The following is a 12,657-nucleotide window of genomic DNA, read 5'->3' as shown; positions in this document are numbered from 1 at the left end:
CATTGCCTTAAACTTCATTGTCCGTTTCCTCCGTTTTGGACTTTAGTGCACGTTTGGTTGCCGCCTGTTTCCAGCGCAGCGAGTAGACGCCGATCCCAAAGACCAACGCCAATGCCTGAATGATGGTCTGCGCCGAGAAGGGCACCCCGACCGCCAGCGCGAACTGGCTAAGCTGGTTCAGAAAGAACGCCGCGATCACGGTCGAGATGGGAAAGCCGCGCCCGCCCAGCAGGGATGTCCCTGCCAGCACCACCACGGCCACCGAAGGAAGAAGAAGGCTGTCGCCCTGAAAGGCGGTGGGTTCGCGCGTGATCCCCGAAATCAGAATGCCCGCGACGCAGTAATGAAGCTGGGCAAAGACGTACGCCATTGCCTGATAGAGCTGCACCTTCAGGCCCGCCGCATGGGCCGCTGCCGGATTGGCCCCGATCGCCTCGAACCGCCGCCCGATGACCGTCTTTTTCAGAACGAAGCTGACCAGCAGCATGATGCCCAGGGCAAAGAGGACAGAGTTCGGAATGCCAAGCGTCTTTCCGGCGGCAATCTGCGACATCAGCGGTGTGGTGATCCGCGGCACGCCGCCGGAAACCGCAAAGACAGCGCCGTAGAGCAGCGCGTTCATCCCGATGGTGGCGACAATGGCGTTCAGCCGCAGCACGCCCACCAGGACGCCATTCACCACCCCGGCCACCACCGCGCAGCCAAAAGCGAAGGCGATGGACCCAAGCAGCTGCGCGTCATCGCCGCCCGACATATGTGTGGTGATCACCACCGCCAGCGACACGCCCCCGGCCAGCGACAGGTCAAACCCGCCCTGCTGCACCACCAACATCTGCCCCAGCCCGACGATGGCGATGATCGCGGCGAAGGGCAGGCTGCCTGCCAACCCCCCCGCCGAAATGGCCGAGGGCGCGAAAATGGCACAGACAGCAACCAGCGCCATGGTCGAGATGACAACCGTCACGAACCCCCGTGCCGGTTTCAACGACCGCAGATCAAGGCCAGAGCCGTCCTGTCCCGCTATCTGTTGGTACTGTGCCATGATCCCCTCCCCCCGTTTGGCGCCAGCTGGCGTCAAGCGATTTCCAGCGTGATCTTCACCGCCTTGGTCGGGTCTTTCCCGAGGTCGTAGGCCTTGATCGCATCGTCCAGCGCAAAGCTGTGGGTCTGGATCGGCGACAGGTCGATCCCCGTCCGCTCCAGAAACCGGATCGCCGCAGGCCAGACACCGGGCGACCCGATACAGCCGCGCACGGTCAGGTCCTTGATCTGGATCTTGCCCAGTTCCACCGGGATCTTCTGGCCGATGCTGATCCCCACCATCGACACAAACCCCTCGGGCCGGGCATAGTCGAACACATTGGCCAAAGATGATGGATGCCCGGCCGCCTCGACCACAAGGTCGGCGCCGCCCTTGGTCATCTCGGTCACCGCTTCAACCGGGTTGCCCGCCGTTGGGTCCACCGTGCCGGCAGCCCCCAGCTTCATCGCAATCTCGCGGCGCAGCGGCACGGGATCGACCACGATCACCTTCGCCCCCATGCCAATCGCCGCCGCCGCCGACACCAACCCAATGGTCCCGCCGCCTGACACCACCACGGTCTGCGACGCATCGACCCCGCCGTGCCGCAGCACTGCGTAATAGCCGCAGGTAAAAGGCTCGATCAGCGCGCCTTTGGCGTCATCCACGCCGTCGGGCAGCTTGTGCAGCCATTCGGGCCGCGCGGCAAAAAACTCGCGGTTCGCCCCGTCCATCGAAAAGCCGAAATGGTGGATACGCTCGGGCGTGCGGATCACGCATTCGCCGACCACCCGATCGCCGCGCTGCAATCCTTTGACGTTGCGGCCTACTTCGACCACCTCGCCCACCCATTCATGGCCGGGCGTCACCGGGTAGGAAATCGGGATGATGTAGTTGCCCGACAGAAGCTCGTAGTCGGAATGGCAGATGCCAACGCGGCGCGAGCGGACCATCACTTCATTGTCGCCGATGCTGGGCATCTGGATGTCGGTGACGACAGGCTTGTTCGGTTGATCGAAAATCAGCGCTTTCATCGGTGTCTCCGTCAGCTTGGCGGCTTACGCCACGGTTTCGATACGGCCGCTTTTCGCCGAGGCGAAGACCGCCTCCAGCAGGGCAATGTTGTTCACCAGATGGTCGGCGGTGATCGGATAGTCCGCGCCGCGCACGGCCCGGGCGAAAGCCACCAGATTATCCTTCACCGGTTCGGCCTTGCCGATTTCGCGGGTGACAATCGGGCCACCGGCCATGGCTGAAGTGACGATCCAGCCATCAGGCGCCTCGACATGCGCCTTGTCGCGGATGTCGATCCAGCCCTTCGATCCGAACACCGCAAAGCGCGAGATGAACGGGTTGGCGAGAGAGGCCGAGACATAGGACGTCCCGCCGCCCTTGAACTTGACGAAGGCCGCCACCGTATCGCCCTGCGGCAGGTCCGACGACAGCTGCTCACAGATGCACAGCACGCTTTCCGCAGCCCCCAGCAGCCGCACCGACAGATCCAGAAGGTGGATGCCGGTCGCCGTCATCCCGCCCGCCGGGGCCTGATCGGCCTTCAGTCGCCAGTTGTCGCGGGCAAGGGTCAGGAACTTGTCATGGCTGAAATTCGCCTCGATCTGGTGGATACGGCCCAAAGTGCCCGCATCGGCCATTGCCAGCATCTCGGCCACTGGCGGCTCAAACCGCCGCTCGTGGCCCATGCCCAGCACCAGCCCTGCATCGCGGCACAGGGCAACCGACCGCTCCGCCTCGGCCTTGGTCAGGGCCAACGGCTTTTCGCAGAAGATGTGCTTGCCCGCCGCCACCGCCTTGGCGATCTGGTCGGTGTGCAGCGAATGCGGCGTGGCCAGCACCACCGCCTCGACCGCAGGATCGTTCAGCGCATCGGCATAGTCCGCCGACAGCGCGATGCCTTTGTCCGCGCACAGCTGGCGAACGGTGTCGATGTTGGGCTCCACCGCGCGCACCACCTGAATGTCCTCAGGCGCGGATTGCAGGACCGAGAGCATCTTCTGCCCCCACCACCCCATGCCCACGAGGGCGATCTTGACCGGATGTGCCATCAGCGGTTGTCCACCCGCTTGGAGAACGGGCGGATCGACACGGTCTTCCACAACCCCACCTTTGCGAAGGGGTCGTTGCTGTTGAACGCTTCCACCTCGGCCAGGCTGTTGGCCTCCAGCACGAAGCAACTGCCGATCATGGTCTGTTCGTCATCGGCCAGCAGCGGGCCAGAGATCACGGTTTTCACGGGTGCGGCGGCCAGATAGGCCTTGTGCGCGTCGTAATTCGCCAGCCGCTTGTCGACGGCGCCCTCATGATCCAGGCAGTGAACAACGTAGTGCATTTCTGTCTCCTCAGGCCGGGATGATGCGACGGGCGCGCAGTTCGTCGAACACGTCGGTGAAGCTGCTGCGGGTCGACTGATAGGCATCGAACCCCAGCGTCCGGCTGTTGGTCATGTCGGTGAAGCATTCCAGCGTGCGGCCAAGGTCGGCGTCGCTGTGCCACCAGGACGCCAGCTTCGACACCGGAATGTCCTGCAAGCCGTGCTTGGCCACGATCTCGGACCACACAGTCTGCGCGTCGGCCATCTGGCCTTCCAGCGGCGTCGGCTGGCCCGGATAGGCGGCGGCCTCGATCCCGAAATAGTCAGCGATCTGCTGCCAAAGCCAAGTCCAGCGGAACACGTCGCCGTTCGACGTGTTGAACGGCATGTTCGCCGCCGCGGGCGTGGTGGCGGCCCAGTGCAGTTGCTTGGCCAGCAGGCGCGCGTCGGTCACGTCGGTGACGGCATTCAACTGCTCCGGCGATCCCGGATAGACGAAGGGCCGCCCGGTGTGCTTGCAGATGCTGGCATAGACCGCCAGCGTCACCGCCATGTTCATGGCGTTGCCGATGACAAAGCCAATCATGGTATGCGGGCGATGGACTGACCAGGTGAACCCGCGCTTCTCCGCCATTTCGAACAGGACGTCCTCCTGTGCGTAGTAGAAGTTCAGACCGGGCAGACGCGGGCTGCTTTCCAGAAACGGGGTGTAGGGCTTGACCTTGGCATAATCGTCGAACGACCCAAGGTAGTGCTTCAGCCCCGTCACCAGCGCTGCATGCTTGATCGTCGCATGGCCCAGCCCGTCAAACAGGTTGCGGATCATCCCGGCATTGACGCGGACATTCTCTGCTTCATTCGCTTGCCGTGACCAGGTGCAGAAGAACACATGCGTGACATCCCCTGCCGCCTTCAGTGCCGTCGCCGTTAAGGCCGCGTCTTGCAGGTCGGCTGCGATGTGGCGATCGGAAAACTCCAGATCTGCCGCACCGCGTGACAGCGTCACCACTGTCCAGCCCTGTTCCTTCAAAAGCCGCCCGGTGTAGCTGCCAGACAGCCCCGTGGCGCCGACGATAAGAGCGACGTTTTCTTTGGTCATTGGTCTTTTCTTTCTGTTCTTGGTCCAGAGGTCAGGTCGTGACCAGAATCTTCAGATGCTCGCCCGTCGGGTTCAGCAGCGCCTCGAACCCCTTGGCCACCACATCCTTGGCGTCGATGCGGGCGGTGATCACCTTTTCCACCGGGAATGTGCCTGCCGCGATCATCCGGGCGATGCGCGGCCAGATCTGCGTCGGATAGCACCACGTTGCCTCAACCGTGATGTCCTTTAGCGCCCAAAGCATCGCGTCAATGCTGGCGGGCTTCATGTGCAGCCCCACCTGCACGACCTTGCCCTGCCGCCGCACCGCCTGCACGCAGGCGTTCAGCGACGCTTCAAGCCCGACGCATTCCAGCGCCACGTCAACGCCCACGCCTTCCTCGGTCAGGTCGCCAACAACCTGTGCCAGCGTGCCATCGCGCGGGTCCACGACATGGGCATAGGGCGCGATCTCAGAGATGATGCGCCGCCGGTTCGGGTTCGGTTCGGACACGATGATGGTCGATGCCCCCGCCGCCTTGGCCGCAAGGATCGTCAGCGCCCCGATTGGCCCTGCTCCCGACACCAGCACCGTTGATCCCGCCGTGATCCCGCCGCGATCCACCCCATAAAGCGCCACCGCCGCAGGCTCGATCATCGCGGCCTGATCGTCGGTGATGCCGTCCGGCACTGGCTGGGCATTGTAGTCTTTGACGATGGCCTTTTCGGCCATCCCGCCCCAGGCCCAGCTCAGGCCCACACAGCCCATCTTCGGCGACAGGTGGTAAAGACCACGCTTGCCGTAATAGTCATTGCGCGGCGACAGAAGCGGCTGGATCGAGATGCGATCCCCCGCCTTCACATGGCTGACGGCATCGCCCACCGCCAGCACGCGGGCGGAAAACTCATGCCCCAGGATCTGCGGATTGCTGGCACCAGTGAAGATGTGCGGCTCTTTCGGGGTGACGATCGGCCCAGCGATGTATTCATGCAGGTCGGTGCCGCAAATGCCGGTGACAGCAGGGGCGATCAACACGTCATCCGGCGCAAGTGGCCCTGATGGTTCTGCCACATCCTCAACCCTGATGTCCTTGGCACCGTGGAACCGAATTGCTCTCATCCTGTCTTCCTCCCTCAGACCCGTAGCCGCAGCCACGGCACCCAATGCCACCGTCGCAGGTCAGCCGTCAGCAAGCGGACAAGGGCACCCTTGGCCTGCAACCCCATGGGGCTGGCTGCGTCTGGCAAACATAGTGGCGATGACTCACTCCCACGTTGATTGCTATCAAATCTCGATAAGCTGTTTTGATGAAATTTAGCCGATCCGAAGAAATTACCCCAACCACCGCCGCTCCGGCGATTTACAGTCGGGGGCGGAGCGAGGGGTGGAATTCGGCATGCAATCGAAGATGGCAGAGGCAGCGCACGCGCAACCGGGCGGCCGGGGCATTGGCTGGATCGGCGCCGGGAAGATGGGCGCGCCGATGATCCGCAACCTGCTGGCCGCCGGTACCAAGGTGGCCGTGACAGAGCCGGACCGGCAGGTCATCCGTGATCTTGAACGCGCAGGCGCTGTCAACGCCGGTTCGCTTGACCAGCACAGCCGGAACGACGTCGTCTTTTCCACGCTGCCCAATGACAAGGTCCTGCGCGAAGTGGTGCTCGGCACCCAGGCCGCGACAGGACTGATCCATCACATGACCCGTGGGTCGATCTTTGTCGAGATGAGCACGGTCTCGCCCGGTTGTTCGGCGGAAATAGCCGCAGCGCTGCGGGAATGTGGGGTCGCATACCTGCGCGCGCCGCTTTCTGGCAGTACGGCCCTTGCCGAAAAGGCTGCGCTGACAGTCCTCGCTTCAGGCGATGAGGCGGCTTGGACCACCGTCCTTCCCATGATCCGTTTGCTGTCGGCGCGGCAATTCTACCTTGGGGCCGGCGAAGAGGCCCGATACATGAAGCTGGTGATCAATACCCTTGTCGGCGCCAGTTCGGCCATTCTTGCCGAGGCTGTGGCGCTGGGCGAAAGCGGCGGCCTGTCCCGCGCCAGCATGATGGACGTGATCTGCGAAAGCGCCGTCGCCTCCCCCCTGTTCAAGTACAAGTCTGATGCGGTGGTGTCCGACGACTATGCGCCGGCTTTTACCATCGCGCAGATGATCAAGGATTTCAGCCTTATCAGCGATGCCGGACGCGCCAACGGCGTGCCCTTGCTGACCACCGGGTTGATCCTCGAGCTCTATCGTGCTGCGGCCAATTCGGGGTTGCGGGATCAGGATTTCTTCGCTTTGGTGAAATGGCAGACCGACATCTCCACTTAGCAGGGTTTCGCCCGTGCAACAGATGAACACGTCAACCGCTTCTGGGACAGCCCCACGATCCGAGCTTACCAGCCACGAACTGTCGCGCATCGTCGACTTCCTGCGCAAGCTGCGCGCGCCGTTTGACACCGGCGTGCCGGGGGCCAGCAAGGATGTGTTCTGGAACATCGTACTAGAGCTTGTCGATGCCCACCTGCACCGCCGGCCCATCGACAAGTCGGGCCTGGTGACGCTGGCTGGCGTGCCCTACAGCACTGGCAACCGGATGATCACCAAGATGATCGCCGACAACCAGATCCGCCAAGTGCCACGCGGTGGTGGGCTCAAGACGCACTTTCTGGAACCAACCGACACGCTGCTGCACGCCTTCATGGACTATGCCACGCATGTGAAGGGTCACCTTGCCAAGACCTTCGGCTTGCGCAAAGGGACCGAGGCGAACGAGTATTACTTCGGGGGCAGCTATTTTGCCGCGCAGATCATCTCTCCCGTTCAGGGCGATGATATTGCCGTCAAGGTGCCCGGCGATATCCGGTTCCTTCTGAACGACGACAACTACTTTTCCGCCATGCGGAACATGTGGTCGGATTTTCGCAATGACCTGAGCCGCAAGAGCAGCTTCCAACTGCACCGCTTGCCCGACCTTTACACCAATGCGCACAAGGCCTTTGCCGCGCCGACACCCGACCATGATGTCGTGGCGCTCAACATGCCGTGGCTTGGTGAATTTGCCGAAAAGGGCTGTCTTGCCCCTCTGGATGAGCTGCTCAATGACGCGGCCATCAACCCTTTGGATTTTCATCCCTCCGTCTGGGGCACCGGAAACTGGAAGGGCACTCAATACGGCATCCCGCTTTACTGCACGATCGAGATTCTGGCCGCCCGCCGCGACCTGTTTGAAGACCGCGGCCTGACCTATCCGCGGACCTTCGACGAGACCATCGCCGCGGCCAGGGCGCTGCACCGCCCGGCGAATGATTTCTACGGCATTGCCTGGAACGGTCAGCGCGGCATGCCGATCGCCAATTCCTTCATGTTCTTCTTGGCCGCATGCCAGAAGACCATCATCGACATTCCGATGCACAATCGGGAAAGCTGGACCTATGACCGCTTCGAGAAACTGAAGCTGCAGATCAACACGGACGATTCAGTCGATGTGATTGAGTACATGAAGCAGCTGGCCGAAGTTTCGCCCCCCGACATCGCCGAGGTCGACTGGGAACGCGGGCTGAATTACTTCATGTATGGTCAGGTCGGATTGGCCTATTGCTGGACGATGCGCGCCGCCCGGTTCGAACATGAGCTCAGCTCGCAAGTCGCCCGCCGCGTGGCCTATCTTCCCCCACCGTCCCGCCGGATGCGCCAGATTGCTGCGCCGGTGGGTGGCTTTCTGATGACCATCCCGGCGCGCGTCCCACCGGCCCGGCAACGCCAGATCATGAACGCGCTTGCCTGGATGGTGTCACCCGAAGCGATGAAGGCCCATGTGAAGAACGGCTTCCCCGTCGCGCCCCGCTTTTCGGTCTGCGCAGACCCCGAGGCGCTGGCTTCATCACCAATCGTCAGCATGGTGGATCAACTGGCCCGCAGGAACGAACTCGTCACTTGGGCAAGACCCCCAATACCCGAGTTTAGTCTGATCGAAGCGATCCTCGGAACCGAGATCCACGATGCGGTCTTTCATGGAAAGGCGGCGCGGCAAGCGCTCCGAGACGCCGAGAACCGAATTCACAGCGGTCTTCAATTGAAGGGCGGGGTTTAGACAAGCTCGGCGCCGGCCAATCCCCAGTACCCAACCCGATAGTGTCTGCGTCTTGCCGTCATAACCCGCATTATTCGGTGCTCGAGCAGAGAGCGAAATGTAGACTCTCCGGACTCTGGTCGCGACCGCCCGAACCCTGATCACCAGTTCTTCGCGCACGGCAAATCTGTCCGTCCAAGGCATGGATTTTGCGCGTCTTCTACGGCGTAGGGGCGATAGACTGGCCCCTGATAGCTGCGCGCGAAATGCAAACAACTCCCTGTCATCTCGGGAAGAACAGCGAACTCACCTGCTACGAAGCCAGCTGGAGAGGCAACGTCCCATCTCGCGAGATAGTGCGTCACCCCGTTGATCTTCACGCAGACCTCGTCCAGGGGCCATTGCCAGTGGCGGTGGGCGCGCATCGCCTGTACGCGTTGCCCTCTGATCTCGGCGGCGAACATCGGGCCGAACTTAGCTCTTGCCGCCGTCGCCCTTGTCGCCGTCGCCCTTGTCGCCGTCGCCCTTGTCGCCGTCGCCCTTGCCGCCGTCACCCTTGCCGCCGTCGCCCTTGCCGCCGTCACCCTTGCCGCCGTCGCCCTTGCCGCCGTCGCCCTTGCCGCCGTCGCCCTTGCCGCCGTCGCCCTTGCCGCCGTCGCCCTTGTCGCTGTCGCCCTTGCCGCCGTCGCCCTTGTCGCCGTCACCCTTGCCGCTGTCGCCCTTGCCGCTGTCGCCCTTGCCGCCGTCGCCCTTGTCACCGTCGCCCTTGCCACCGTCGCCCTTGCCACCGTCGCCCTTGCCACCGTCGCCCTTGCCACCGTCGCCCTTGTCACCGTCGCCCTTGTCGCCGTCACCCTTGCCGCCGTCGCCCTTGTCGCCGTCGCCCTTGTCGCCGTCGCCCTTGCCTTCGTCGCCCTTGCCTTCGTCGCCCTTGTCGCCGTCGCCCTTGCCGCCGTCGCCCTTGCCGCCGTCGCCCTTGTCGCCGTCGCCCTTGCCTTCGTCGCCCTTGCCGCCGTCGCCCTTGCCGCCGTCGCCCTTGCCTTCGTCGCCCTTGTCGCCGTCGCCCTTGCCGCCGTCGCCCTTGCCGCCGTCGCCCTTGCCGCCGTCGCCCTTGCCGCCGTCGCCCTTGCCGTCGTCGCCCTTGCCGTCGTCGCCCTTGTCGCCGTCGCCCTTGCCGCCTTCGTTGTCGGTGCCATTGCCACCGCCTCCGCCATTACCGGTGCCGCAGTTTCCGCCACAGGGGTTGCCACCGCTACCGCCACCAACGTCGGTTGTATCGGTCGGATCGGTCGTGTCAGTGGTATCCGTAGTATCGGTCGGATCGGTCGTGTCAGTGGTATCCGTGGTATCGGTCGGATCGGTCGTGTCAGTGGTATCCGTGGTATCGGTTGGATCGGTCGTGTCAGTGGTATCCGTGGTATCGGTCGGATCGGTCGTGTCAGTGGTATCCGTGGTATCGGTCGGATCGGTCGTGTCAGTGGTATCCGTGGTATCAGTTGGATCGGTCGTGTCAGTGGTATCCGTAGTATCGGTCGGATCGGTCGTTTCAGTGGTATCCGTGGTATCGGTCGGATCGGTCGTGTCAGTGGTATCCGTCGTATCGGTTGGATCGGTCGTGTCAGTGGTATCGGTCGGGTCGGTGGGGTCGACAGGAATGATGTCATCCGGAAGTTGCCGCTTGATCCCGACAGGCTCGGCGCTGCCCAACAGACCCTGGCAAGCCAACTCGTGGCAGATCAACTTTGTCTGGCGTCCATTTTCCTGTGACAAGGCGATCCACGGACGGACACTGCGATCCAAATGTCTTGTCTCTGCTGCCGCGTGATCTGCGAACGAGATCGAGGCAAACGGTGCCAGAGAAAACGCGACTACGAATCTGAACTTTTCCATATCTGACGGTTCCATAATTGATGCCGGTTGCGTGTTTGTGACCGGGAATGTCGTCTTTCTAGACGGCGAGTTCGTCCCTCCTTCGACCAAAAGTAGGTATTCTTATGTTTCATTAGAATATCTACTATTTTGCGTGCGAAGTAGCCTCTTGGGTGCCGCTGCGCAGATCAAATCCAAATAATTATCAATATTTCCAATAAATTAGAAATTCCCAATGGCGCAAGCCAGCAAGCACGAGCGTGTCGCAACGATGTTCCAGGATTGGGCTTCAGCAACTGGAACGCCACCCTCCGCCACTTTCTCGACATCGTCATCAGCCCAAATCTGCCGCTTGCTCGCTTCCATCTGAGCATCAACGAACCGGACATTCGGGCGTCGTGCACCATCTGGAACGGTTGAAGCTCAGCTATGCGGATCATGCGGACCTACATGCAGACCGGCCCAACTTGCGTATTCGGCCCATAGCCGACACTCGTGCTCAACAATGGGATGCCGGGCTGAACCGAGCAGTCACCCTTTCCGCTCCTAAGGTGAACCTGTCGCGGAATGAGACTTCGAAGAGCGCCAATCGATCCCGCGTCTGCTTGACGTCCAAGGGCCGACCGGGCGTCTAGCCCGATGTCACTCATGGGACCGCCTCTTTCAAAAGCTCGGCACGGATATCGTGGTGGTGTCCGATGCGCCAGTTGGTCAGCAAGTCGCGCAATTCCGGGTCAATCTCCTTTGGAACGACGATCCGCAAGTCGACAAGCTGATCGCGGACACTTTTGCCAACCGTCCTCGCAAGCCCTCGCCCGCGCAAGCGCAGCAGGCGGCCCGAACTGGTGCCGGGAAGGATTGTTAGGCTGACCGGGCCGGTAATGGTTGGGGTGCTTACCTTGCCGCCCAGGATGGCTTCGTCGATGGTGATGGGAAGCGTGACCAGAATGTCGCCAAGCTGCTCACCGCAGGCGCGCGACCTCGGGGGCGCAGTCCCAACCGCAACAGATGCGCGCATCCTCATGGGCAAGCTCCGGGACGAGACCGGCGATCATCTTACCCCGACCCATACAAAGCGGCGCAGGCGGCGCTTTGCCTACTATGTCTCCAACCGGCTGATTACGGGTGGCACAAACCCCTCTGGCTCGCGGCTGCCCGCCGAAGCCCTGGAGGCGGCCATCGGGCAGATCATCGCCGGGCATCTGCGCAAGGCAGCCGCGGGCCATGCGCTTCTGGCAGCGTCCGAGGCAAGCAGTGCCACGGAGCTGCTGCACCGCGCGACAGCTCTTGCAGATCGGGTCGAGGGCGATTTAGCGCTTCTTGGCAAGATCATCGCCTCCGGTACCTTGGCGCTAGGCCAGTTGCAGCTTGACCTTGATCCGGTCGCGATGGCGGGGGCGCTGGACGTACCCGCAGCGGCCCTGTCGGGCAAGCTTCTCCACGTCATCTCTGCCTTCGCCCTTCGGCGCCGGGGCGTCGAGACCCGGATCATCGCGGGAGAGACCATCCCGGCTCCGGACGAAGTCCTGCAGCGGACCATGGCCGAAGCACATCTCTGGGCGCGGGCCTTGCGCGCCGGCACTTCGCTCATCGAGATCGCTCGCCAGACCGGACGATCCGAACCCTACATCCGGCCTCGCATTCCGCTCGCCTTCCTTGCCCGATAGGTGCAGGGAGCGATCCTGGACGGGCGCCAACCCGCGGATCTCTCCGTAGCGCAACTCATCCGCGACGGCATTCCGATGGGCTGGCGCGAGCAAGCGCAGCTCTTCCAGATCGCCTGATCCGGCGAGAGCCGCGGCATCGTCATCGACTGCGGCGTCTGCCTTGAGGATCGGGCCGTAGGGCCGGAATTCGTGCCTTCCCTGTTCCTGTCGAGCAGGGACTTCGCCCGTAACCCGCTGAAAACGCGCGTAGATTTGAGGCGCATGATCGCCAAACTGGCTCTGGAAAGACCGAAACTCCCTGATAATTCCCTGTTCTTTGAGCGTGGGCACACCGAACGAGACGCCCCGGCCACGGAGACGAGAGGCGCGTTTGCAGGCAAAAGAAGGAAGGAGGGGCGTCTTTCCTGCAGGTAAACCGCCGTAACCTGCGGTTACTTGGGGTAAAGGCCTGCCAGAACGGAAATAGCATAGATATCAATGGGTAATGGCGGACAGTGAGGGATTCGAACCCTCGAGACGGTTCCCCGCCTACACACTTTCCAGGCGTGCGCCTTCGACCACTCGGCCAACTGTCCGTCGCGCCCTTCTGCCAAGACCGGCCAGTTTATGCAAGAGCGAACGGGTGGCATTTCTG

At 62.5% G+C, this 12,657-nt stretch carries 11 protein-coding genes, 1 tRNA gene and 1 pseudogene; 3 read left to right on the top strand and 10 right to left on the bottom strand.

Annotation, left to right across the window (positions count from 1 at the left end; translation table 11 throughout):
* Positions 1 to 7 precede the first annotated feature (7 nt).
* From EI545_RS04100 to EI545_RS04075, 6 genes are read right to left on the bottom strand one after another with little or no spacing between them, the layout of a single operon-like run.
* Complete coding sequence (locus EI545_RS04100) at positions 8 to 1,042, bottom strand: ABC transporter permease (protein WP_216842483.1); 1,035 nt, start codon at positions 1,040 to 1,042, stop codon at positions 8 to 10.
* A gap of 32 nt (positions 1,043 to 1,074) precedes the next feature.
* On the bottom strand, positions 1,075 to 2,055 hold the full coding sequence (locus EI545_RS04095) for a zinc-dependent alcohol dehydrogenase (protein WP_125324290.1): 981 nt from the start codon (positions 2,053 to 2,055) through the stop codon (positions 1,075 to 1,077).
* 24 nt (positions 2,056 to 2,079) lie between these two features.
* Positions 2,080 to 3,084 (bottom strand): Gfo/Idh/MocA family protein, encoded by a 1,005-nt coding sequence (locus EI545_RS04090; protein WP_125324289.1) that lies wholly within the window; start codon positions 3,082 to 3,084, stop codon positions 2,080 to 2,082.
* On the bottom strand, positions 3,084 to 3,368 hold the full coding sequence (locus EI545_RS04085) for a YciI family protein (RefSeq protein WP_125324288.1): 285 nt from the start codon (positions 3,366 to 3,368) through the stop codon (positions 3,084 to 3,086). Before EI545_RS04085 ends, EI545_RS04090 begins: the two co-directional genes overlap by 1 nt.
* A gap of 10 nt (positions 3,369 to 3,378) precedes the next feature.
* Positions 3,379 to 4,449, bottom strand: coding sequence for an SDR family oxidoreductase (locus EI545_RS04080; protein WP_125324287.1), 1,071 nt, complete (start codon positions 4,447 to 4,449; stop codon positions 3,379 to 3,381).
* 31 nt (positions 4,450 to 4,480) lie between these two features.
* Positions 4,481 to 5,548 (bottom strand): 2,3-butanediol dehydrogenase, encoded by a 1,068-nt coding sequence (locus EI545_RS04075; protein ID WP_125324286.1) that lies wholly within the window; start codon positions 5,546 to 5,548, stop codon positions 4,481 to 4,483.
* Between the two features lie 277 nt (positions 5,549 to 5,825).
* On the opposite strand from EI545_RS04075, the gene EI545_RS04070 reads away from it, so the two are divergent.
* Together EI545_RS04070 and EI545_RS04065 are read left to right on the top strand one after the other, a co-directional pair.
* Positions 5,826 to 6,746, top strand: a complete 921-nt coding sequence (locus tag EI545_RS04070; RefSeq protein WP_125324285.1) for an NAD(P)-dependent oxidoreductase — start codon at positions 5,826 to 5,828, stop codon at positions 6,744 to 6,746.
* 22 nt (positions 6,747 to 6,768) lie between these two features.
* On the top strand, positions 6,769 to 8,508 hold the full coding sequence (locus EI545_RS04065) for an ABC transporter substrate-binding protein (RefSeq protein WP_245990397.1): 1,740 nt from the start codon (positions 6,769 to 6,771) through the stop codon (positions 8,506 to 8,508).
* A gap of 319 nt (positions 8,509 to 8,827) precedes the next feature.
* Here the strand turns inward: EI545_RS04065 and EI545_RS21610 are convergent.
* From EI545_RS21610 to EI545_RS04055, 3 genes and pseudogenes are all read right to left on the bottom strand, one after another.
* Positions 8,828 to 8,963, bottom strand: a pseudogene (locus EI545_RS21610) (IS6 family transposase); the annotation flags it as partial.
* Positions 8,962 to 10,194, bottom strand: coding sequence for a cell wall anchor protein (locus EI545_RS04060; protein ID WP_125324283.1), 1,233 nt, complete (start codon positions 10,192 to 10,194; stop codon positions 8,962 to 8,964). The gene EI545_RS04060 and the pseudogene EI545_RS21610, both read right to left, overlap by 2 nt.
* 808 nt (positions 10,195 to 11,002) lie before the next feature.
* Positions 11,003 to 11,374: a DnaJ C-terminal domain-containing protein gene (locus EI545_RS04055; RefSeq protein WP_245990276.1), complete on the bottom strand. Its 372-nt coding sequence runs from the start codon at positions 11,372 to 11,374 to the stop codon at positions 11,003 to 11,005.
* 4 nt (positions 11,375 to 11,378) lie between these two features.
* On the opposite strand from EI545_RS04055, the gene EI545_RS04050 reads away from it, so the two are divergent.
* Positions 11,379 to 12,023: a hypothetical protein gene (locus EI545_RS04050; protein WP_125324281.1), complete on the top strand. Its 645-nt coding sequence runs from the start codon at positions 11,379 to 11,381 to the stop codon at positions 12,021 to 12,023.
* A 485-nt stretch (positions 12,024 to 12,508) separates the two neighbouring features.
* On the opposite strand, the gene EI545_RS04045 is transcribed toward EI545_RS04050, so the two are convergent.
* Positions 12,509 to 12,598, bottom strand: a tRNA-Ser gene (locus tag EI545_RS04045).
* Between the last annotated feature and the right edge of the window lie 59 nt (positions 12,599 to 12,657).

The organism is Tabrizicola piscis (genome assembly GCF_003940805.1).
GTDB classification, from domain to species: Bacteria; Pseudomonadota; Alphaproteobacteria; order Rhodobacterales; family Rhodobacteraceae; genus Tabrizicola; species Tabrizicola piscis.
Note: the sequence above shows the minus strand (reverse complement) of the source record. Positions and strands in the feature narration are given on the sequence as shown.

What these genes read in the sequence shown, in the direction of transcription:
- EI545_RS04100 (WP_216842483.1), bottom strand. Translation starts at nt 1,042, where the DNA reads ATGGCACAGTACCAACAGATAGCGGGACAGGACGGCTCTGGCCTTGAT.
- EI545_RS04095 (WP_125324290.1), bottom strand. Translation starts at nt 2,055, where the DNA reads ATGAAAGCGCTGATTTTCGATCAACCGAACAAGCCTGTCGTCACCGAC.
- EI545_RS04090 (WP_125324289.1), bottom strand. Translation starts at nt 3,084, where the DNA reads ATGGCACATCCGGTCAAGATCGCCCTCGTGGGCATGGGGTGGTGGGGG.
- EI545_RS04085 (WP_125324288.1), bottom strand. Translation starts at nt 3,368, where the DNA reads ATGCACTACGTTGTTCACTGCCTGGATCATGAGGGCGCCGTCGACAAG.
- EI545_RS04080 (WP_125324287.1), bottom strand. Translation starts at nt 4,449, where the DNA reads ATGACCAAAGAAAACGTCGCTCTTATCGTCGGCGCCACGGGGCTGTCT.
- EI545_RS04075 (WP_125324286.1), bottom strand. Translation starts at nt 5,548, where the DNA reads ATGAGAGCAATTCGGTTCCACGGTGCCAAGGACATCAGGGTTGAGGAT.
- EI545_RS04070 (WP_125324285.1), top strand. Translation starts at nt 5,826, where the DNA reads ATGCAATCGAAGATGGCAGAGGCAGCGCACGCGCAACCGGGCGGCCGG.
- EI545_RS04065 (WP_245990397.1), top strand. Translation starts at nt 6,769, where the DNA reads ATGAACACGTCAACCGCTTCTGGGACAGCCCCACGATCCGAGCTTACC.
- EI545_RS04055 (WP_245990276.1), bottom strand. Translation starts at nt 11,374, where the DNA reads ATGCGCGCATCTGTTGCGGTTGGGACTGCGCCCCCGAGGTCGCGCGCC.
- EI545_RS04050 (WP_125324281.1), top strand. Translation starts at nt 11,379, where the DNA reads ATGGGCAAGCTCCGGGACGAGACCGGCGATCATCTTACCCCGACCCAT.